We start from the raw sequence: 23,868 nt of genomic DNA, 5'->3' as shown, positions 1-23,868 counted from the left end.
GGTCAGCTGTGCTGCGGCAGGAGCCGGAGGGCCTGCTCGACGGTGAGCCGGTTGTCGCGCACCGCGGCGAGCAGGGCGTCGAGGTCGGCGCTCGGCACGCCGTCGGCCGGGGCGGCGGGCTGGGGAGCCGGAGTGCCGGTGCGGGAGGCGATGTAGGTGGCGAGGGCGGTCAGACTCGGCTGGTCGTAGAGGACGCCGGTCTTCTCCTTGAGGCCGTAGGCGTTGTTCACGAACGCCACGAACTCGGCGCCGAGGATCGAGTCGACGCCCAGGGCGTTGAAGCTGGCGTGGGGGTCGACGTCATGGATGTCGCAGTACAGCGTCTCGGCGAGCTGCTCACGCAGGGTGGTGAGCACACCGGCGACGCGCTCCTCGTGCCCGGCTCCCGCGGGGGCGGGCACGGCGGCCGGGGCGGGCACCGGCGAGGCGGGCACAGGCACCGGCGAGGCGGGCACAGGCACCGGCGAGGCGGCCACCGGAGCCGGGGCGGCCACGGGCACGGGAGCCGGGGAGGCGGCGGGGACCGGAGCCGGGGGTGCGGCGGGCGGGGTCTGCCCGGGCACCGGCCGGTGTGCCGCCGTGCCGCCCAGCTGAGCGGCGACGTGGCGCGCGAACGCGGCCGGCGTCGGGTGGTCGTACAGCTCGGTGGCCTTGACGTCGGTGGCGAAGCGGGCGTTGACCAGCGCGACGAACTCGACGCTGAGGATGGAGTCGACGCCGAGCGTCTGGAAGGTCTGCTCGGTGTCCAGGTCACCGGGCTCCATGTACAGCACGCCGGCCAGCACCTCGGCCACCTCCCCCGACACCCGGGCGGCGAACGACTCGTCCAGGGCCTCCGGCGCGACGGCGGGCACGGCCGACGGACGGGACGCGGGAACGGCCACGGGCGCGGCGGCGGGCGCAGTCAGGGGCGCGGGCGCGGAGGCGGTCAGGGGCGCGGGGGCGGGGGCGGTCCGGGGCGCGGGGGCGGCCACGGACGCCGCCGCAGCGGGCGCGGGCGCCGGTGCCGACACGGCCGCCGGGGGTGATCCGGCCGCCGGCGCCGCGGCGGGCTGCGGTGCGGCAGGCGCGCCGCCCAGCGGCCTCAGTGAGATCTTGCGGTCACGGGTCATGACTGGCTTCTCCTGGGAATCGGACGGGTGGGGCACGGCTGCCGTGGCGACGGCCCCGGTCTCACCGGATCCGGCCGTCCGCGCGTCGGCCGCCGGCGGCACGGAGACGGCCGGCGAGGCCGGCACCGCGGGCGCGAGCGGAGCCTGCGGCGACGGCGTGGGGTGGGGGTGGCCGAAGTCGCGCAGGTGCGGCCGGGACAGGGCGGGTTCGGCGGTGGCGGTGCCCAGTCCCTGGCGGTGCAGATGGGCGATCTGCAGGTCGTACCAGCAGCGCACCCGCTCGAAGGGGTAGTGCGGCAGGGGCACTCGGCGCGCCTCGGGTCCGGCGCCGCACACCGCGACGCGATCGACACGGCCGCCGTCGAGCCACTGCCCGACCGGGTCGTCCGCCGTGACCTCGCTGCGCCGCCACGGGCGCGGCCGGCCCTGCGCCACCGCCTGGAGACCGTCGAGGAGCGCGTCCATCGTGTCCGCCGGGACGGCCGTGCGGTGTTCCAGCTCCGCACGCCCGGCCGCGAAGGTGTGGGCGACATCGGCGAGCGCCGGCTCCTCCCCCCGCTCCCGCGCCGCCAGCAGGTGGGTGCGCAGGTCGAGGGCGTAGGCGGCCAGGGCCTTCGGAGTACGGGCGGACAGCAGCACCACCACCGGCTGCGGGCGGGGCTCGGGCCGGGGCGGCAGCGGCGGCGGGCCCTCGACGACGATGTGCGCGTTGCCGCCGCCCGCCCCGAAGGAGCTGATGCCTGCCCGCAGGGGACGCGACGAGCCGTCCCGGGTGGTCCAGGGCGCGACGCTCTGCTGCACCGTGAACGGCACCTTCCCGAAGTCGATCTCGGGGTTGGCGGGGGTCGCGTGCAGCGACGGCACGAGGGTGCGGTGCCTCAGCTGCAGCAGGACCTTGGCCAGGGCCACCGCGCCCGCCGCCGACTCCAGGTGACCGACGTTGGACTTCACCGAGCCGATGGGCAGGTCGCCCGCGCCCTTGATGCCGTCGCGCGCGAACGCGGTGGCCAGTCCCCGGATCTCGATGGGGTCGCCGAGCGCGGTGCCGGTGCCGTGCGCCTCTATGTAGTCGAGGTCGGCCGCGGTCAGACCCGCGTCGCGCAGGGCCTTGGTGATCAGGTCGGCCTGGGCACGCGGGTTGGGCACGGTGTAGCCGTTGGTCCGGCCGCCGTGGTTGGCGGCGGTGCCCCTGATCACGGCGTGGACGTGGTCGCCGTCGCGCAGCGCGTCCGCGAGCGGCTTGAGCACGAACGCGCCCACGCCCTCCCCGGGCACGTAGCCGTCACCACCCGCGCCGAAGCTGCGGCAGCGCCCGTCGCTGGAGGCGAACCGCCCTTGGCCGAGCATGAAGTACTTGTTGGGGTGGATCAGGACGTTGACCCCGCCCGCGATGGCCACCTTCGAACTCCCCGCCCGCAGCGACTCCACCGCGAGGTGGATCGCCGTCAGCGCCGACGAGCACGCGGTGTCCACGGCGGTGGAGGGGCCCTGGAAGTCGAAGAAGTACGACACCCGGTTGGCGATCGACCAGTACGCGCTGTTGGCCAGCACGGGGTTGCCGCGCAGCCGTTCCTCGGCCTCGTGCAGCTGGTACTCGCCGTACATGGCGCCGACGAAGACGCCGACGTCCTTGCGGTGCACCGGGTCCCCGGCGGTGACCAGCGAGCCGGGGGTGTACCCGGCGTCGTCGATGGCGGCCCAGCAGGCCTCCAGGAAGAGCCGGGCCTGCGGATCGACGGTGCCGGCCTCGCGCGGCGAGATGCTGAACAGCGGCGCGTCGAACGTCTCGACGCCGTCGACGAAGCCGCCCCATTTGGTGTAGGTGCGGTCGGTGCGGGACTTGTCCGGGTCGTAGAGGGCCTGCGCGTCCCAGCGTTCACGCGGGATCTCGGTGATGCTGTCGCGGCCCGCCAGCAGGTTGTCCCACAACTGCTGGAGCCCGTCGGCCTGCGGGAAGCGCCCGGCGACGCCGATGACGGCGACGGCCCGTGGGTCGATGTCACCGGCCGTGCCGGCTTCCGTGGCCTCGGTGGCTCCGGTGGCGGGCGAGGCGGCGGGCCGGGCGGCCGTGAGGGGCGCCGTCGAGGAGGCGGCCGGTCCGGGGCGGGCGGACGCGGCGGCGGACTGTGTGCCGGTGAGTTCGGCGCAGCGGGCGGGGAACTCCTCGGCCAGGTGCTCGGCGAGTTCGGCCACCGTGCGGCACTCGAAGAGCAGGGTCTTGGACAGCCGCCCGAAGTCCGCCTCCAGCAGTTCGACGATCCGTATCGCGAGCAGCGAGTCGATGCCGAGGTCGTCGAACGGCCGGTCCGCGGTGACGTCCTTCAGCGGCGCGCGGGTCGCCTCGGCGACGACGGCCCGCAGCCGCTCGTGCAGCGCCCCGGACACGTCGGCGCCCGCAGTCCCCGCGACAGCGGCCTCGTGGGGTGCGGCAGGCTCCGCGGGCGCGGTCACGCCGGGGGCCGGAGACGCGTCGGCCGCCGTCGTCTCCGGCTCCTCCCCGGGTACGGCTGGCCCTTCCTGGAGCAGCGGGAACGACGCGAGGAGCCTGTCCCGGTCGCCGTACAGGGCCACGGGTGCGGCAGGCGGCTCACCGGCGCCGGACGGCGCGGCGAGCAGGGCCTCCAGGACGGCGAGGCCGGCGTCGGCGGGCAGAGGCCGCATGCCGAGGTCGCCGAGGACCTGCTCGGCGTCTCCGCCCGTGCGCATCCCGCCGTCCGCCCAGTAGGGCCAGCCGACCGACAGGGAGCGCCCGTGCCGCAGGCCGGCCCGGACCCGCCGGGCCCGCAGCGCGGCGAAGGCGTCCGTGGCGGCGTTGGCGAACGCGTAGTCGGCCTGTCCGGGGCTGCCGAGCGCGCCGGAGACCGACGAGTAGACGACGAAGCAGTCGAGCGGCCAGTCGGCGGTGGCCTCGTCCAGCGTCACCGCCGCGGTGAGCTTGGCCGCGATCACCTCGGCGGCGTCGGCCGGGTCCTTGCGGAGGATGTAGGCGTCGCGCAGCACCCCGGCGCAGTGCACCACGCCGTGGACGGCGCCCTCGGCACCCAGCCGGGCGGCGCACTCCCGCACCGCCTCGGCGTCGGAGCCGTCCAGGCGGTGGTACGTCACCGAGCCTCCGGTGCGCTCGGCCCGCGCGCGCAGATCGGCCAGTTCCCCGGCGTGCGGGCCGTCGGGGGCGGAGCGCGCGGTCAGCACGACGTCGGCGGCGTACCGGTCGAGGAGGTGGGCGGCGAGCAGCGCGGCCAGCCCGCCCATGCCGTTGATCCAGTAGCGTCCGCCCTGCCGGAAGGGTTCCCGGGCGGCGGCGGGCAGGGACAGCGGGCGCAGGGCGGTGGTGGTGAGCGTGCCGTCACGGCCCGCGGTGAGGCGGCGGGCGGCGGGTGCCGGGCGGCGGATCACCTCGGCGAGGGCGGCGGGCGGGGCCGCAGCGTCCAGGGCCACGGCGGTCAGTTCGAAGCGCGGGTTCTCCCCCGCCAGCGAGCGCCCCAGCGCGGCGATGCCGGCGGTCGTGACCGCGGCCGCGTCGTCGAGGGGGTTGTCCGGGCAGGGCACGATCACACGGGCGCCCAGGCGGGCGAGCGGGCGCAGCAGGGCACGCAGCAGCGCGAGCATGCGCTGCGCGGCGTCGGAGGCGCCGCGGGCGCCCGCGGTGATCGGCCAGACGATGACGGGGGGTTCCGTGGCCTCGCCGAGCCGTGCGGCCAGGCGGTCCCCCGCGGTGGCGGCGGCCGCGGGGTCCGCGGGGTCCTCGATCACCAGGTCGGCGTCCTGCACGGGGGCGTCCCCGACGGCGACGAGCATCCCCGGCCGGCCGGCCCGGTCCCCGGGCGTGAACGGCACGGTGGCGGGCGCGAACAGGTGGACGTCGGCGGGCAGTTCGCCGGCGGCGAGGGGCGGTTGCTCCGGGGACGCGGTGCGGGCCGCGGCGCCGTCGGCACCGGGGCGCGGCACCGGACGCAGGGTCAGCCCGGTCAGCGTCAGGACCACCTGGCCGTCGGGACGGGCGACCGTCACGTCGTACCGGCGCACGCGCCGGCCGCCGCCGGCCAGGCGCAGCGGGCGGATGCGCACCCACACCTCGGACGGCAGGTCGCCGTACAGGGTCAGGGCGTCCACGGCGAAGGGGATGAACGTCTCGCCGCCGAGGTCCTCACGCAGCACGCAGCCGATCACGGTCTGCAGGGCGCCGTCGAGGACGTACGGGGAGACGGTGTCCCCGGCGCCCGCCGGGGAGGCGACCCGGGCCAGGGCGCCCTGGTCGCCGTGGCGCAGTTCGCGCAGCACCTGGAAGGCGGGCCCGTAGGCGACGCCGTGGTCCTCGAACCAGCGGTACAGCTCGGCCGGTTCGGCCTGGCCGGGGTGGGCGGCACGCAGCGCGGCGATGTCGAGGGGGTCCACCGGGTCCGGCGTCGCGGTGGCGAGGCGGGCCTCGGTGTGGGTCTCGTGCGAGGCCACCCGGACGCCGCCGTTCGTGACGGAGGCGCTGAGGGTGACGGGCCCGGTGACCTCCACCGGGCGGTGGAAGGCGATGTCGGTGAGCGAGCCACCCCGCGGGTCGGCGTGCCGGACGGCGGTGAGGGCGAGGTCGAGCTGCGCGGCGGCCGGCAGCACGGGCCGGCCGGCCACCACGTGGTCGGCGGCGAGGGGCTCCTCGGGGCGTACGGTGCGCACGAGCGGGGCGCCCGGCCTGGGCCGCAGGGTGCGGGCGAAGGGGTAACCGGGCAGTCGTACCCGCCGCGGGGCGCGCGCTTGCGGTTCCGCCTCGGGCAGGGGGCCCTCGCCCGCCGCCCAGGCGCGGTAGCCGTCGGGCGCCTCCGGGTCGGCGGCCGGCCCGTGCGCGGCCAGCTGCCGCAGCCGCTCGCCGAGTTCGGTGGTGTCCACCGCGCCGATCACGGCGCGCACACGGCGGTGGCTGCGGCCCTCGCGCAGGGTGTGCACGACGTCCGCGAGGGGCAGCGGTCCGACGGCCTCGGCGAGTGCGCCCGCCAGCTCCCGCAGCGCGGGCTCGGTGTGCGCGGACAGGACGGCCCACCGCCGGTGTCCGTCATCGGCGGGCCCGGGCACCGGGGCGGTGTCGGGGGCCTGTTCGAGGACGACGTGCGCGTTGGTGCCGCCGATGCCGAAGGAGCTGACGGCGGCGCGCCTGGGGCCGTCGGGCACCGGCCAGCCGCCCTGCGCGGTGTCCGCGTCGGCGACGCGCAGCCCGCCGCTGTGGCGCAGGGCACGGTTGGGAGTACGGAAGGGGACCTGGCGGGGGACGGTGGCGTGCTCCAGGGCGAGGACGGCCTTGACGAGACCGGCGATGCCCGCGGCGGTGTTCAGGTGCCCCAGCACGGACTTGACCGAGCCGACCGCCGCCGGGTACGGCCGTTCGCCGCCGTAGACGCGTTCCAGCGCGGCGAACTCGACCGGGTCGCCCAGGTGGGTGCCGGTGCCGTGGGTCTCCAGGAAGCCCACCGAGTGCGGGTGGACGCCCGCGACGGCGAGGGCCTGGCGGATCACCGCCTCCTGCCCCTCGGGGGACGGCGCGTGGTAGTCCATCTTGCGGGCGCCGTCGTTGTTCACGGCGCTGCCGCGCAGCACGGCGCGGATCGGGTCGCCGTCGCGCACCGCGTCGCCGAGGCGGCGCAGCACGAGGGCGCCGCCGCCGTTGCCGAAGATCGTGCCGTCGGCGGTGTCGTCGAAGGGCCGGCACTCGCCGCTCGGGGAGAGGATCATGCCGGGTGCCGCGAGGTAGCCGGCCTGCGGGAAGTGCAGCGAGGCCGCGGCCACCACCGCGAGGTCGCACTCCTCGCCGAGCAGGGCCTCCGCCGCCAGGTGCACGGCGACCAGGCCGCTGGAGCAGGCGGTCTGCACGGTCAGGCTCGGGCCGGTCAGACCGAGCTTGTACGACACGCGGGTGGCGGCGAAGTCCTTGTCGGCGGAGGAGAAGCGGATCATGCCGGCGGCGTCCAGCTCGGTGATGCCGACCGGCGGCAGGGTGGGCTGCCCGACGGAGACGTACGCGGCCGTGGTCAGGCCGGTGCGGTCGGGGGCGAACCCGGCGTCCTCCAGGGCGTGCCAGGAGGTCTCCAGCAGCAGCCGCTGCTGCGGGTCGAGCCACTCGGCGTGCTGGGCGCTGTAGCCGAAGAACTCCGCGTCGAAGGCGTCGGCGTCCTCGAGGACCACCCCGGCGGGCACGAACGTCTCCCGTCCCACGGTGTCGGGGTCGTGGCCGAGGGCGACGAGTTCCTGCGGAGCGTACCGGCGGACGGCGCTGCGGCCCTCCGCCAGCAGCCGCCACAGCCGGTCGACGGAGGTGGCGGGCCCGAACCGGCAGGCCATTCCGACGACGGCGATGGCGTTGGGGTCGAGGTCCTGGGGCAGTTCGGTCATCGTTGTTCGTCTCCGAGTCGGAACGCGCGCCGCAGCTCACGGCGGGACGGCCGGGCGGGGGCTGCGGCGGTCCGGGAGGGTTCGGGGGCAGGACGGGGGCGGGTGCCGAGCCGGGTGGCGAGCAGCTCGGCGAGGTCGGCCACGGTGGGCCTGGCGAACAGGTCGGCCAGTTCGAGGCCGGTGTCCGGGTAGGCCTCCTCCAGCCGCACGAAGAGCTGTCCGAGCAGCAGCGAGTTGCCGCCGAGGTCGAAGAACCGGCGGTCCTGGGGCACTTCGTCCAGTTCCAGCAGTTCGCCCCACATCCGCGCCACCTCCCCTGTGAGCCGCTCGTAGGACACGGTCCCGTGCTCCGCCTGTGTGCTGCTGGAGCGGCCGGGCAGGGGCGCCGTTCCGGGGGCGGACGTGGCCCCGGCGGCCGGCCGGTCCGTGCCGGGCGCTGCGGCCGGAGCAGGGTCCGGGACGGGCGCCGGGGCGGCGAGCGACGCCGTCGCCGGGCCCTCTTGGGACGCCGTGGCCGGGTTGCCGTTAGACGCGGTCGCCGGGTCCACGTGCGACGCCGTGACCGAACCCGAGACGGCACCCCGTCCCATCGCGTCGGCCGGCCCTGCGGGGTCGGTGACCGGCCCGGCGGCGTCGGCGTCGCCGGCCGGACCGGTGGCCTCGGCGACCGGTCCCGCGGCGTCGGCGGCCGGTGTCCGGTCCGGGGCCGGTGTCCGGTCCGGGGCCGGTGTCCGGTCGGCGAGGGCCAGGGCGGCCTTGCGGTCGGTCTTGCCGTTGGGGGTCAGCGGCAGGTCCGGCACACCGGCCAGGCGGTCCGGCAGCATCCACGGCGGCAGCGTCGCGGAGGCGTACTCCCGCAGGTCCGGCAGATCGGGCAGGCGGGCCCCGGCGCGCGCGACGGCCACGGCGACCAACCGCGCCGAGGGGCCTTCGCCGCGGACCGCCACGACGACCCGGGCGATCGCCGGGTGGCGGCCCAGCACCTCCTCGATCTCGCCCAGTTCCATCCGGTGCCCGCGGACCTTGACCTGGCTGTCGGCACGGCCGAGGAAGACCAGCCGGCCCTCCTCGTCCCGGCGCACCAGGTCACCGGTGCGGAAGAAGCGTCCGCCGCCCTCCGGCGACAGCGGGTGCCCGGTGAACCGCTGCTGCGTCAGTTCCGGCTGCCGCCAGTAGCCGCGGGCGACGCCCGCGCCGCCGATCCACAGCTCTCCGGCCTCGCCGGGCGCGGGCGGACGGTGGCCGTCCACCTCGGTGAGCAGCAGCTCGGTCGCGCCGATCGGGTCGCCGAGGTGCACCGGTGCGGTGCCGTCGATGCGGGCGATGGTGGACCAGATGGTCGCCTCGGTCGGGCCGTAGACGTTCCACAGCGCGGCGGTCCGCTCGACGAGCGCGGTGGCCAGGTTGGGCGGCAGCGCCTCTCCCCCGCACAGCGCGGTCAGGGAGGGCCGCCCGCTCCAGCCGCCCTCCACGAGCAGTTGCCAGCCCGCCGGGGTGGCCTGCATGAGGTCGATGGCGCGTTCGGTGAGCAGCCGGCCCAGGCGCCGGGCGTCGACGACATCGGATCGTTCGGCGACGACGACCGTGCCGCCGAGGAGCAGCGGCAGGAAGAGTTCCAGGACGGAGATGTCGAAGCACACGGTGGTGACGGCGAGCAGCCGGCCCGGCGTGTGCTCGTCGACGCCGATGCGTGCGGCGATCGCCTCCAGGGTGTGGACGACGTTGCCGTGGGTGACGGCGACGCCCTTGGGCCGGCCGGTGCTGCCCGAGGTGAACATCAGGTAGGCGAGGTCGGCGGGGGTGCAGCCGGCGGCGTGCGCCTCGGCCGCGGTCTCCTCGTCCGGGTCGGGGGCCGCCGCGAGGTCCGCGGTGTGCGGGTCGATGACGCGCAGCCGCTGCGGCAGCAGCCACGTCAGCTCCCGGTCGGCGACCGCCACCTCGCAGCCCGCCTGTTCGGTGACGAGCCGCAGGCGCTCGCTCGGGTAGGACTCGTCCAGCGGCACGTACGGGCGTCCGCTCTTGAGGATGCCGAGGAGCACGGCGGGCAGCAGCGCGGTGCGGTGCATCAGGACGGCGACGGGCGCGCCGGGCCGCGCGGCGGCGGACACGCGGCGTGCGACGTCGTCGGAGAGCGCGTCGAGCCGGGCGTAGCTGAGGGTGCCGGAGTGGTCCTCGACGGCTGGAGCGTCGGGGCACCTGCGCACGGTCGCGGCGAAACGGGCCACGAGCGTGCCGGCGGCCGGGTCGAGCAGGTCACCGACCGTTCCGCCGTCGCCGCGGGAGAGTTGGGCGGCCATGCGCCGTACGTCGTCGACGAGCGTGTCGACCGCGGCGCCGTCCAGCACGGCCGGGCGGTGGTTGGCGAGGATCTCCACCCCGTCACCCGTGTCGGTGACCTCCAGGCCGAGGTCGAAGTGGCCGCGCTGTCCGCGCCGGTGGACCGGCTCCCAGCCGGGCGCCGGCCGGGAGGGGTCCGTGTCGCGGGCCCAGTTCTGGTAGGCGAGCGTGATGGTGGGGACCGCGTCCTCGCCGCCGGCCGCCCGGCACAGTTCAATCAGGCGCGGGTAGGGCACGGCGGACCGGCCGAGCGCGGCACGCACCTCCTGGCCCAGGGCGCGCAGCCAGTCCCGGACCGGGAGGCCGGTCGTCAGGTCGACGCGCAGCGGCACGGTGTGCACGAAGCAGCCGACGGTGTTCTCGTCGCCCGCCGCGTCCCGCCCGTAGGTGGGGACGGCGAGGAGGAACGACCGGTGGCCGGTGGCCCGGGACAGGGCCGCGGCGAAGGCGCCGAGCAGCGCCGTGAACGGCGAGACGTCCGCGTCGCGCGCGACACCGGCCAGGGCGCTCGACAGCGCGGCCGGCAGCCGGTACTCGCGGTGGGCGCCCGCGGCCTCGGCCCGTGCGCCGCCGCCGCCGGGGAACAGCACTCCCGCGGCCCGGCCGTCGGCCAGGCGCTCGCTCCAGCACAGCTCGGCCTCCGCCCGGCCGTCCCGGTCGCGCTCCGCGCGCGCGTGTTCCCGGCGCAGCGCCTCGGCGAAGGGCGGGGCCGGTGCCAGGGTGCGGCCCTCGTACAGCGCGGCGAGGTCGTGGCCGAGCCGGTCGGCGGAGTGTCCGTCGACCACGAGGTGATGGCTGGTCAGCTGGAGCACCGGCCCGTCGCCGTCCTGGGGTTCCCACAGCACGGCGCGCAGCAGCGGCTCGGCGGACAGGCGCAGCCGCCGGTCCGCCTCCTCGCGCACCATCCGGTCGACGTCGCCGGCGGCGACGGTGCGGGTGACGAGCGCGGGCGCCTCGGGCGCCGGTACGAGCGCGGGACGGCCGTCGTGGGGGCGGACCCGGCAGGCGAGCACCGGGTGCCGGCGCACCAGCGCGTCCACGGCCGCCGACAGCGCCGCCCGGTCCACGGTGACCGGCAGCCGCCAGGCCAGGGAGACGTTGTAGGGAGCCTCGGGAGCGGCCGCCTGATCGGCGGCCCACATCCCGACGAGCCGCTCGGTCAGAGCGACGGCGACGTCGTCCGGCCGGGCTTCACCGTCCGGCGCGGTCGCGTCCTGCGGCGCGATGGCCGGTGCGGGCGCCTCCTGTGGCGCGACGGCCGGCGCGGGCGCATCCTGCGGCGTGACGGCCGGCACGGCAGCGCCCTGCGGCGCGGTGGCCGACGTAGGCGCGTCCTGCGGCGCGATAGCGGGCGCGGGCACATCCTGCGGCGCGACGGCCGGCACGGCAACGCCCTGCGGCCCGGTGGCCGACGTAGACGCGCCCTGCGACCCGGTGGCCGGCGTAGGCGCGTCCTGCGGCGCGGTGGCCGGTGCCGCCGAGTGCGGGGCGTCGTCGTGCGCCGGGCGGGCCGTGGCGGTCAGGGCCGCCAGACGCGGGCCGTGGTCCCGCTCGAGACGGCCCGTCAGGTCACGCAGGCTGACGCTGTCCAGCAGGACCGCCAGCGGTACGCGTCCCAGGTCGTCCTCGAGGAGGCGGCTGAGCCGCATCAGCGCGAGGGAGTCGACGCCGTACGCCGTCAGCGAGGCGTCGGGGTCGATCGAGGCCGCCTTGACGCCGACCGCACGGGCGACCCGCTCCGACAGCCAGCGCAACGTTTCCCCGCCCTGGTCCGCCGCCGCGGCGAAGCCTTCCGCCGGGGCGGGGCCTTCCGCCGCGACAGGGCGTCGCGCCGCGACAGGGCGTCGCGCCGCGGCGCTCGCGGCCGCCGCCGGTGCCCGGCCGGGCGCGGGGGCGCCGACGGCGCCTTCGCCGCACAGCGGCTGGTCGCGGTCGCTGTCGCGCACGGATGCCCGCGCACCGCCGCCCGTCGCGGCGCCGGGCGCGTCCGGCGCGGCGCCCGCCGCGCGTGTGGCCCGCTCCCACTGGCGCGCGTCGCCCGCGACGAGCGCCACGTACGCGGCGTCCGGCGCGGTCGCCGCCGCCAGGCGCGGCCAGACGGCGTCGACCGCCGCTCGCGTGGCGACGGGACGCAGCCCGTACGTCTGCGCGAGGTAGTGCAGGGCGTACGGTTCGAGGGTCATCCCGGCGTCCGCGAGCACCGGCCAGCCCGCGGACAGGGTGCGCCCGGGACGCAGCCCGCGCGCCGCCCACCGGGCACGGGCCCGGGCGAAGCCGTCCAGGAAGCCGTTGGCGAAGGCGTAGTCGGACTGGCCCTGGTTGCCGACCAGCGCGGCCAGGGAGGAGCACAGCAGGAAGAAGTCCAGCGGATGGCCAGCCAGCGCCGCGTCGAGGTGGAGCGCGCCGAGCACCTTGCCCCGGCACACCTCCTCGACGCTCTGCACCGACTTGCCGCGCAGGAAGCCGTCGCGCAGCACACCGGCGGCGTGGACGACGCCCCGCAGCCGGATCCCCTCGCGCGCCAGCCAGTCGGCGAGTGAGGCGACCTGCGCGCTGTCGGCGACGTCGCAGCGCCGGTAGTCGACGGTGCCGCCGCCGGGCCCGGCGGCGCGGCGCAGCACGGCGAGCGTGGCCTCGTCCGGCTGCGAGCGTCCGGCGAGGACGATCCTCGCCGACGGCCGGCGCCGCAGGATGTCGGCGGCGATCTGCCGGCCGAGCCCGCCCAGCCCGCCGGTGACGAGGTAGCAGCCGCCGTCGGCGAGGAGGGTGTCCGGGCCGGCTCCGCCGGTGTCCGGGTCCGGGGCCGGGGTGAGGTCCGCCGCGCTGCGCCGGTCGCCGTCCAGCCGCACCCAGTCCGCGTCCCGGCGGACCGCCTCGGCGAGCAGCGCGCGCGGGTCCGTGCGGTCCGCGTCCACGGTGGCCAGGCGCACGGTGAGACGGCCGGTCTCCCCCGCGATGGTGCGCACCAGGCTGTGCAGGCCGTACGCGACGGGTGTGGGCTCCTCGCCGTCCGCTCCGGGCGAGGTCACCAGCAGCACTCTCGCTCCGTCCAGGGCGCGGCTGCGGACGAAGGCGCGCAGTACGCCGAACACCGTGGCGAGGGTGTCCCGCGCGAAGCGCGTCCAGTGCTCCTGCGTCTGCCCGAGGGTGAGGGGCTCGGCGCCGCATGCGCTCCCGTTCTCGCCGGGGGCGCCGGTGAGGTCCACCAGGACCACGGCCGGTGTGCCGGTGGCCGCGGCCGTGTCGGCGAGCACCGACTCGTCGGCCGCCTCGGCGGATGTCAGGACGGCCGCGGCGCTCACTCCCGGCCAGGCGGCGTCCGTGCCGCCGACCAGCCACACGGGCCCGTCGGGTGCGGCACCCACCGGGTCACCCACGGGGGCCGCGCGCCAGCCGAGCCGGTATCCGGCGACGGCGCCGTCCTCGCGGCCTCGCGGCGTCCCGGCCCGCGCGGCGAGGCTCGCGGCACCGCCGGCCGTCGCGGCGCGGGTCTCGCCGCCGGCCTCGGCGGTGTCGTCCACGCGGATGCGGAAGTTCTCGGCGACGGCGACGACCGTGCCGCGCTCGGGATCGATCAGCGTCAGGTCGAAGACGTGGACGCGGGCGGTGTCGTCCCGCCGGACGCGCCGCGCGTGGACGTACACGCGTCCCGTGGCGGGTTCGTGGACGGCGAGCCGGTCGACGGCCAGGGGCCGCAGCCGGCGACGCGGTCCGCCGGCCGGCTCGCCGAGCAGCAGCCGGGCCGCGCTCTGGCAGGCGCCGTCGAACAGGGCGGGATGGAGGACATGGCGGCCGTCCGGGTCCTCGCCCTCGGGCAGCCGCACCTCGGCGACGACCTCCTCGCCGTCCACCACGGCGCGCCGCACGGTGCGGTACAGCGGGCCGTAGAGGAATCCGTGCGCGGCGAAGGCCTCGTAGAAGCCGGCCGGTTCGGCGTCACCGAGGTGCCGGTCGAGGTCCTCGGGCCGGTAGACGAGCACGGGACGCACGCCTGCGGCACCGGCCGGACCGGCCGCGGGCTCGGTGCGGCCCTGGGCCACCACCTCGCCGCCGACGAGGGTGCTGAAGCGCCGGGCGCCCTGTGTGTCGGGCTCCCCCAGTTCGGTGCGGATCTCCATGGGCAGCCCGACGGCCGGCCGGGGCCAGACCAGGTCGCGCAGGACGGTCCGGTAGGGGCTGTCGTCCACGCTCAGCAGCGCCTCGTACACGAGTTCCGGGTGGAAGGCGCCGGGCAGCAGCGGTTCGCCGTCGACGACGTGGTCGGCGACCCAGCGCGACGCACCGCCGAGGCGGGCGGTGACGGTGCGGGAGGCGGGCGTGTGCACGGTGTCGGTGAGCGGCATCGGAGAGGAGGCCGCGGCCGGCGGCACGCACCGCTCGCGGGCGAACGGCGTCACCGGCAGCGGTACCCGCCGCCCGGCTCCCGAGGGGGTGTACGTGCCGTCCGTGACCCAGGCGCGGGCCGCGGGGCCGGCGTGCTGCTGTCCGGGGTCGGTGACCAGCGCCGGGTGGGTGGCGCCGTCGGCGAGGGCGAGCAGCGCGGTCCGCAGTTCGGCGTGGTCGCGCGCGACGACGGCCGCGCGATGCGGCCAGCGGTCCCGTCCGGTGTGCAGGGTGTGGGCGATGTCGGTGAGGGAGAAGCGGCCCGCGCACTCGGCGAGCCGGCGGGCCACGCTCCGCAGCCGCTCCGGGTCCGGTGCGGCGAGCGGCACCAGGACGGGCCCGCCCACGGCCGGTTCACCGGTGGGCTGCGAACCGGCCGGGTACTCCTCGAGGACGACGTGGGCGTTGGCCCCGCCCGCTCCGAAGGAGCTGACGGCCGTCCGGCGCGGCCCCCGGCCGGCCGGCCAGGGCTCGGCGGAGGTCTGGACGCGCAGCGCGGTGCCGTCCAGCGCGAGCTTGGGGTTGAGCCGCTCGGCGTGCAGCGTGGGCGCCAGGCGCCCGTGCCGCAGCTGGAGGAGGGCCTTGGTGAGACCGGCGATGCCGGCGGCGGCCTCCGCGTGGCCGATGTTGGACTTGACCGACCCGACGCGCACCGGACCGGCGCGGCCCGCGTCCTCGAACGCCAGGGCCAGGGCGCGCAGTTCGATCGGGTCGCCGAGTTCGGTGCCGGTGCCGTGCGCCTCGACGTAGCCGACGCTCCCGGGGTCGACCGCGGCGCGCCGCAGGGTCGCCTCGATGAGGGCGGCCTGCGCGCGCGGGTTGGGGACGGTGTAACCGCCCGTACCGCCGCCGTGGTTGACGCCGGTGCCGCGGATGACGGCGTACACGGTGTCGCCGTCCGCCTCGGCCCGGTCGAGCCGTTTGAGGACGACGGCGCCCGCGCCCTCTCCGGGTACGAAGCCGTCGCCGCCGGCGCCGAAGGCGCGGGTGCGGTCTCCGCGGGAGGGCATGCCGAGCGCGCACAGGCCGGCGAACCGGTCGGGGTGCAGGTAGAGGTTGACGCCTCCGGCGAGCGCGAGGTCGGCCTCACCGTCCAGCAGCGCGCGGCACGCCAGGTGCAGCGCGGTGAGCGAGGAGGAGCACATCGTGTCGACGGTGATGCTGGGGCCGCTGAGGTCGAAGGCGTGCGAGACCCGGTTGGCGACGGAGGCGGCGGCGGTGACGGCGTACTCGGGGTTGTCCGCGCCCGCGAGGCGGGCGTCGCGCTGCGCGAGCAGGTGGCTGTTGGCGGTGACGCCGGCGAACACGCCCACGCGTGGCCCGCCATGGCTGCCCGCCAGGGTGTGCCGGGCGTAGCCGGCGGTCTCGAACGCCTCGCGGGCGATCTCCAGGAACAGCCGTTCCTGAGGGTCCATCAGCGCGGCCTCGCGCGGGGTGATCCGGAAGGCGGCGGGTTCGAAGGCGTCGATGCCGTCGAGGAAGCAGCCCCAGCGGGCGTAGCCTCCGCCCCGGGTCCTGGCGGTACGCCAGTCCCAGCGTTCCGCGGGCACCTCCCGCACGGGGGTGTGCCCGGTGCTCAGCAGCTCCCAGAAGGCGTCGACGTCGGCGGCGCCGGGGTAGCGGCCGGCCAGCCCGACGACGGCGACGGCGGGCGCCTCGGCGTGCTCGTCGCCGGGCGGTGGCGGGGCGGGCACGGCCTGCCGGGACACGGCGGCGCTCGGGGACGGCGCCGAGGCCGTTTCGGTGCGCGCGGTCCCGGCGACGGAGGCCGGGGCCGGCCGGGTGGGCACCGAGGGTGCGGCAGGGGCCGGTGCGCCGGCCGGCTGCGGGGTGACGGGGGCCGCCGCTGCGAGGTGCCGGGCCAGGGCGCGCGGCGTGGGGTGCTCGAAGAGCAGGGTCGCGGGCACGGGCAGCGCGGGGAACATGCGCCGCAGCCGCTCGCAGAACTCCTCGTTGAGCAGCGAGTCCACGCCGAGGTGCGGGAAGGAACTGTCGGGGTCGAGGGCCTGCGGGTCCTGCGCGGTCAGGTCGGCGACCAGCCGGACCAGCCGTGCCACGAGCTCCTCGGCGGCGGTGTCCCCCGCCCCGCCTGCGGGCGGCGCGGGCCGGCGGCTCGCGGTGAGCGTGCGGGCCAGTTCGTCGACCGTGCGGTGCTCGAACAGCGCGGTCGCTGTCACCGGTGCCAGCCGCCGGGACACCTCCTGGACGAACTCCATGTTGAGCAGTGAGTCGATGCCCAGTTCCTGCCACGGCACCCAGCCGGGCACCTCGGCGCGGGGGTCGCCGAGCAGCTCGCGGACGATGCCGCGCAGCGTCTCGGCGACGGCCTCCACGTCCTGCCCGTCACCTGGGACACGTACGTCGCCCGCGGCACCCACCGCATCCGCGCGCACATCTCCGGCGCCACGGACGTCGTCGGCGGCACGCATGCCACCCGCGCCGCGCACATCACCCGCGGCGCGCGCCTCGTCCGCGGCGCCCGCGCCGGCGGGCGGCACACAGGTCAGCAGGGCGACACAGCCGGGCGCGTCGCGCAGCAGGTCCGTGGTGTGCAGACGCCAGCCGCAGGCGTCGAGCAGCGCCCGCCAGCGGTCCACGTCGAGCAGGGGGCCGTGCGGAAGGCGCCAGTGCTCGTCGACGTACCGCCACCAGCCGTCGGTCAGCCCGAACGTGAGGGTGTAGACGGCGGCGGGGACGACCATCTCCACGAGCACCAGCCGGCCGCCGGGTGCCAGGAGCTGCCGTATGTGGTCCAGGGTGCGGGTCAGGTCCCGGGTGGCGTGCAGCACGTTGCTGGCCACGACCAGGTCGACGCCGCCCGCCTGGAAGCCCTGGGCGTGCGGGTCCTTCTCGATGTCCAGCAGTCGCGTCGTGACCCGGTCGCCGAAACGGCGCCGGCCGTGCTGGAGGAACGCGGGCGAGACGTCGGTGTAGAGGTAGGAGAAGCCGGTGACACCACGGTCGTCGAGCGCGGCGAGGACCGAGGCGGTGGTGCCGCCCACTCCCGCGCCGATCTCCAGGACGCGGGCGCCGGGGCCGATGCGGGCCGCCGAGTCGGCGAGCGTCTCGGCGGCGGCCTGGTTCACCGGGTCGAAGAGGCGGTTGCCGCTGTAGACGGAGGTGACCGCGCCGAGGTCGCCGCCGGGGAACAGCACGGCGGTGGGCGTGAGTTCGCCGCGCAGCAGCGGCCCGTACGACGCCAGGGCCCGGTCCAGCAGGTCGACGTGCCCGAGCAGGTCGGGGTGGTCCGCCAGCAGCGCCTGCCGGGTGGCGGCGAGGCCGGCGGGGCCGGGCACCGGCAGTGCGGACCGCCCGTGGGCGGCGAGCAGTTCGTGTACGGCGGCCAGCAGCCTGCGGTGCTCGGGCACGACGCCCAGCCGTCCGGCGGCGTCGTCCGCGACGGCGCCGGGGCGGGCGGCGAGCGAGGGCGCGTACCCCAGTTCGCTCATGCGGTGTGCCAGCGCTGCGCGGGCGTACTGCTCGAGCCGGTGCGCGGCGTCGTCCGCACCGCGCCGCGCCGCGTCCGGGGTCACGGCGTGGTCCGGCGCCGGGCGTGCGGTGAGGGCGCGCAGGGGTTCGGGGTCGCCGCTGACGGCGACGGTGTGCGGATGGTTGCCGGACATGCCCGCTTCCAAGGCGGCCACACCCCTTTCCGGTGGGAAGTCGGTGAGCCCGGGGTACTCGCGCCGGACGTGGCCCGCGTAGCGGCGGGCCAGGCCGGTGCCACGCCACAGCCCCCAGTCGAAGGTGCGCACGACCGGCCGGGCGTGGTCGCCGACGGCGGTGGCGTAGTGGCCGAGCCAGGCGTTGGCGGCCGCGTAGTTGAGGCCGCCGACGCTGCCGAAGAGCCCGGCGACGGAGGAGAACAGCACCAGCGACGCGGGCCGGGCGGAGGCACGGGCGCGCAGGGCGCGGCGCAGGCCGATGACGGCGGTCACCTTGGTCGCCAGGACCCGGTCGAGATCGGCGGGGGTCAGTTCGTGCAGGCGGGCGGCGCTGACGGAGCCGACGCTGTGCAGGACGCCGTCGAGCCGGCCGTGCAGGTCCTCGCACTCGGCGAGCACGCGGGCCACGGCGGCCGGGTCGGTGACGTCGGCGCTGCGATAGCGGGCGCGGGCGCCCAGGGCGGTGAGATCGTCGAGCAGGGCCCGGGTGCGTTCGTCGGCGGGTGAGCGGCCGACGAGCAGCAGACCGGCGCGATACCGCTCGGCGAGGTGCCGGGCGACCTCGGCGCCGATGCCGCCGGCGCCGCCGAACAGGACGTAGCCGCCGCCGTGTGTGAATCCGTCGCCCTGGTCCGCGGGGCCGGGCGCGGGGAGGTCGGTGTACACCTGCCGCCACCGCCGCCCGCCGCGCAGCGCGGTCAACGCGACGGTGGAGGAGCCCGGTTCGGCGAGCGCGGTGGCGAGGTCTCCGGGAGCGGCCGCGCCGTCCAGGTCGACGGCGGCGGCCGACAGCTGCGCGCACTCCCCGGGCAGCGTCCGCAGGGCGCCGAGCAGTGCGCCCTGAAGGGCGGCGCCGGGCGCCGGGGTGCCGCCGTCGGGGGCGGTGAGGCCGGTCGTCACCAGGGTGACGGTGGCGGGTCGTCCGTCGGCGGCCAGGGCCTGGCCCGCCGTCAGCAGCGACCGCAGCCAGCCGCGCAGGGCGGCCACGCCCGCCTCGTCCTCGGTCCAGGCGGAGCCGTCGACGAGCAGGGCGACACGGACCGGGCCGTCGCCGACGGTGCCGAGGCAGGCGGCGAACTCCCGCCGGTCGAGCCCCTGCGACCGAATCGCGCAGCGCACGGCGTGGGACGGTGCCAGGCCGGCCAGGCGCGCGCTGTCCTCGTCGTGGACGACGATCAGTCGCTGCGGCCCCGGATCGCCGGCGCGTTGTCCCCGCGGTTCCCACCCGGGCGCGAGCATCCGCACCGCGTCGCCGGCGGCGGCCCCGGCATGCACGAGCGTCCGCGCTGCGTCACCGCCGGGGGCGTGCCCGGGCACGGGCGCCGGCACGGCGTCCTCGGGGGCGTTCGTCCCGGTCGGCGGCAGGGCGTCCGGCGCCGGTGTGCCGCCCTGCGTTGCCGTGCGCGTGGCCACCGCGGGTGCCGGTCCGCCGGCACCGCGGCCGGCGTCCGCCGGCGGGTGCAGACGCAGGCCGTTCACCCGCAGGACGACCGTGCCGTCGGGGGTGGTGGCCTCCAGGTCGGCGACCGTGTGCCGGGTCCCGCCGCCGACGCGGTGGACGGTCAGCCGGGACTCCTCGGGGACCTGCCCCGACCAGGTGATGCGGTCGATGGCGGCGGCCACCCGCGGCGCGCCCTCCTCCAGCAGCGCACACGAGGTCTGCAGGGCCGCGTCCAGCCAGGCGATGCGCCGTTCGCGCCGCTCGCCGCCTGCCGGGGCGAGGAGGCGCGCGGTGACCCGTGCACCGGCCCGCCGCACGTCGAGCGGTATCCGGTAGACGGGCCCGGTCTCGATGCCGTGGCGGGCGAGGTGCCCGACGAGGTCGACTTCCTCACCGGCACCGCCGCCATCGCCGTCCCGCCCCGGTGACGGCTCGTCGGTGGGGCGCGGTGGGCCGGCGGGCTGGGAGGAGGGGGTGGCGCGGGCGCAGACCCGGCCGTCGTGGACCACGGTGAGCGTGTCGCGGTCCCCCGGTGCACGCGACAGCCGCACGTCGCTGCCGGCCGGCACCGGCACGGGCCGCAGGAAGCGGACCCCGCTCAGTGTGACGGGCCCGCCGTGCGCGAGTACGTCGACGAACGCGGCCCCGGGCAGCACCCGCTCCCCGCCGACCCGGTGCTCGGCCAGCGGATCGGTGGAGCGGACGGTCAGGGCGGCGGCAGGCCGGGGCCGAGCCGCCGTACCGGGCAGCCAGTACGACTGCCCGTCGAAGGGATACGGCACCAGCGGCACCCTGCGTGGCCGCCGGTCCCCCGGCCACCGGGCGGCCCAGTCGGCGGCGGACATCGCCGCGCCCGCGAGCCAGTCCCGCAGTCGGCCGTCCGCGGGCTCGGGCACCCCGCGCCCTTCGGCGAAGTCCCTTGCCTGCCGGGCCAGTTCGGCCAGATCCGATACGACGAACAGTGCCCGGTGGGCCAGGTGGCGCCGCCCCGACTGCAGGGTCCAGGCCAGCGCGTCCAGGGCGGGCGCCGTGTCACCGCCGGCATGGGCCGCCAGTCGGCCGGCGAGCCGGGTGAGCGCGGCGGGGGTCGCGGCGGACAGGGGGACGGCGTACGGTCCGCCGCTCATGTCAGGGACGTCCTGGGGCATGCGCGGCGCCTCCTCCAGGACGGCATGGGCGTTGCTGCCGCCGAAGCCGAACGCGCTCACCGCCGCCCTGCGCGGCGCACCGCCGGGACGTGCGGGCCAGGGCACGGGGTGCTCGGCGACGGCCAGGGGCGCTCCGTCGAGTTCGATGTGCGGGTTGAGCCGGCTGAAGCCCGGCGTACCGGGGATCAGTCCGTGCCGCAGGGCCTGTACCGCCTTGATGACACCGGCCAGCCCGGACGCGCCCTCGAGGTGGCCGATGTTGGCCTTGGCGGAACCGACCCGGATCCGGCCGCCGGGACCGGCGGCGCGGGCGGGCATGCCCTGCGGGTCACCGGCCAGCACCTCGCGGAAGGCGTCGAGTTCAATGGGGTCGCCGAGCGGGGTGCCGGTGCCGTGGGCCTCGAGGAATCCCAGGTCGGCGGCGTGCAGCCCGGCCCGGTCGAGCGCGGTGCGGATCAGGTCGCTCTGGGCCCGCGGGTTGGGCGCGGTGAGAGCAGCGGCGCGGCCGCCGTGGTTGACGGCGGTGGCGCGGACCACGGCGAGGACCGGGTCGCCGTCGTCGACGGCCCGGTGCAGCGGTTTGAGCACCAGCCAGCCGGCGCCCTCGCCTCGTACGAACCCGTCGGCGCCCGCGTCGAAGACACGCAGGTCGCCCCGCGGGGAGAGCATGCCCGCCGCGCGGTAGGCCCGGGCGTTGAAGGCGTTGCTCAGCAGGTTCGCCGCGCCGACGAGGGCGATCTCGCAGTCACCGCGGCGCAGCGCGCTCTCGGCGAGGGCGAGCGCGGTCAGGGCGCCCGAGCAGGCGGTGTCGACGGTGATGCTGGGTCCGGTGAAGTCGTACAGGTGGGACACCCTGTTGGCCAGGAACGCGGGGAACGTGCCGGTGGTCGCGTAGCCGTCGGCGGCGGTGTCCTGGGCGACGAGCTGTTCGCGGTAGTCGTAGCTGCACGCGGACGCGTACACGCCGACGGGCCGGCCGGCGAGGTCGTCGGGGTTCAGTCCGGCGTGTTCCAGAGCGTGCCAGCTCAGTTCGAGCAGGGCCCGCTGCTGTGGGTCCATGGAGGCGGCCTGGCGGGGCGTCACCTCGAAGAAGGCGGCGTCGAAGAGGTCGACACGCTCGAGAAGCCCGGCGCGGAAACCTTCCGGCACCTCACCGGCGAACCGGTCGGCCGGCACCTCGCCGATCGCGCACCGCCCCTCGGCGAGCAGCTCCCAGAACGCCTCCACGTCGTCCGCCCCGGGCACCCGGCAGGCCATACCGATGACCGCGACGACCCCCTCGTCACCTCCAGCCACCGGAGACACCCCGGTCCCAGGGGCGGACGCGGCTGCGGTGGGGGGCGCGGCCGGGGTGGGCGCCGCCGCCACGGTGGACGCCGCCGCCGAGGCAGGCGCCACCGCCGGGACCTGCGGCGTCGCCGGGATGTACGGCGCCGCAGGGGCATGCGGCGTCGCCGGAGCAGGTGCCACCGGCGCAGCCGACGCCGCCGGGCCAGACGCCGCCGCCGCAGGCGCATGCGCCGCCGCCACGGTGGGCGCCGCCGCCGAGGCAGGCGTGTCGGCCGAGGCGGGCGCTGCCGGCATGGGTTCCTGCCCGGACGCGGCGGCCGGCACGACTCCGGGGGCCGTGTCCTCCGCCCCGGAGTCCACCAGCCGGGCCGCGAGGGCGCGCAGCGTCGGATGGCGCCACACGGCCGTGGCCGGGAGGTCGACGCCGAAGGCGGCCCGGGCCTCGCGGACCAGCCGCAGTGCACGCGCGGAGTCCAGTCCCTGTTCGCCCAGGGGCCGTTCGGGATCGACGGCATGCCCGAGGATGCCGGAGGCCAGAGCGGTGAGCCGGTCGAGGACGGCCGCACCGGCGGCCGCTTCCGGTGGAGCCGACCGTTGCGCCGGCTCCTGCGCTTGCGCCGGCACCCGCGGGTGAGCCGGCTCCTGCGCAGGCTCCGACAGCTGCGCGTGCGCCGGCTCCCGCGACGGGCCGGTCGCGGCAGGAGCCGTGTGCCCCGCCTCGGCCAGCGCGTCGTGCACGGCGTCGAGATAGGCCGCGGCGTCCTGGCCGTTGAGCAGGGTGTGGTCGAAGGCGAGCACGAGGCGCCGCACGCGGGAGGCGCCCGTGTCCTCCACCGCGCCGAGGAAGAGCGTGGCGGCGGCGGGCGGTACGACCACGGGCACGGCGAGGGTGGGGCCGTCGTCGCCGAGGTGGGACAGGATCAGGGTCACGCTGCCGTCGGCCTGCGAGGATCCGGCGAGCGCCCCCTCGACCGCCTGCGCGTACCGCTCGTCGAAGCTCCGCGCGTCCAGGGTGTCGGCGGCCCGCACGACGGCGACGGTGAGGTCACCGCTGGGGGTGGCACAGGCGATACCGAGGTCGACGTGCTCGTACACGCGCAGGGTGCGTTCGGTGAGCCGGCGCGAACGCAGCCGGGGTGCGTCGGCCGCGGCTCGCGCGGCGATCCGGGCGAACGCCTGGAACGCGGTGGAGAACCCGGAGCCTCGGTGCGCCGCCAGCGCCCGTGCGAGGACCTCCTCGGGGACGACGCGGGAGACGGCGGCCGGTACGACCTGATCGCGGGAGGCCCGCAGCGCCCGGTTGAGTTCCACTTGCCGTGCGGACTGCTCCACCTGCGTGAACGCGTTGTCCCCGGCCTGCCGAGCGGCCCGGTACCGCTCCAGGTCGGCCGGCATGAGGCTGGTCCCGGCCGCGGGGATGGACGGCAGCAGTGCCTCGTCGATCCCGAGCCGCCGCGCGTGCGCCCGGGTACGCGGCGGAATACGCCGCCGCCCGCCGCCGTCCCATCCGGGCACGCCGCGCACGGAAGCGCCGGGAGCGGCCGGCACCGTCGCGCCATCCCGGACCACGTCTTCGTCCACCGCCACGCCCGCGTCGGCCGAAATCCCCCGGCCCACCGGGATCTCCTCGCGCACCGGGATCTCCTCGCGCACCGCGATCCCCCGGCCCACCGAGACCCCTTCGTCCACGGACACCGGCCCGCCGCCCGCAGCGACCGCGCCCTCGACCGCGTCCGCGCCCGTCTGCACGCCCGACGCCGCGCCCGTCTCGCCGCCCTGCTCCGACGCCACGTCCGCCGACGACACGTTCCCCGCCGGCACGTCACCCGCGCCGCTCCCCGACCCCTGCTCCCCGCCGGACGGCGACACCCGGGCGACCGCCGCGCCGATCGGAACCGTGTCGCCCTCCGCCACGAGCCACGCCTCGAGGACTCCGGCCACGGGAGACTCGATCTCGACGGCCGCCTTGTCGTGTTCCATCTCGTAGACGACCTCGTCCTTGCCGACGGGCTCGCCCGGCTGCTTGAGGAGCCGGACGATGCGCACCTCGACGATCCCCTCGCCCAGGCGCGGGACGGACAGCACGGACTGCGTGGGCATCTGCGGTTCCTTCGTCATGC

Annotated in this window: 2 protein-coding genes; both read right to left on the bottom strand. The window is 77.2% G+C overall.

Features of this window, described 5'->3' with window-relative positions; translation table 11 throughout:
- Positions 1-2: 2 nt before the first annotated feature.
- Positions 3-7,484 carry a beta-ketoacyl synthase N-terminal-like domain-containing protein gene (locus AB0E88_RS00345; protein ID WP_361621246.1) on the bottom strand — a complete coding sequence of 2,494 codons (7,482 nt, stop codon included), beginning with the start codon at positions 7,482-7,484 and terminating at the stop codon, positions 3-5.
- Positions 7,481-23,866 carry an amino acid adenylation domain-containing protein gene (locus tag AB0E88_RS00340; protein ID WP_361621243.1) on the bottom strand — a complete coding sequence of 5,462 codons (16,386 nt, stop codon included), beginning with the start codon at positions 23,864-23,866 and terminating at the stop codon, positions 7,481-7,483. Before AB0E88_RS00340 ends, AB0E88_RS00345 begins: the two co-directional genes overlap by 4 nt.
- Between the last annotated feature and the right edge of the window lie 2 nt (positions 23,867-23,868).

The sequence above is a fragment of the Streptomyces sp. NPDC028635 genome, from assembly GCF_040637635.1.
Taxonomy (GTDB): domain Bacteria; phylum Actinomycetota; class Actinomycetes; order Streptomycetales; family Streptomycetaceae; genus Streptomyces.
The sequence above is the reverse complement of the archived record's forward strand: the minus strand, read 5'-3'. Positions and strand labels throughout refer to the sequence as shown.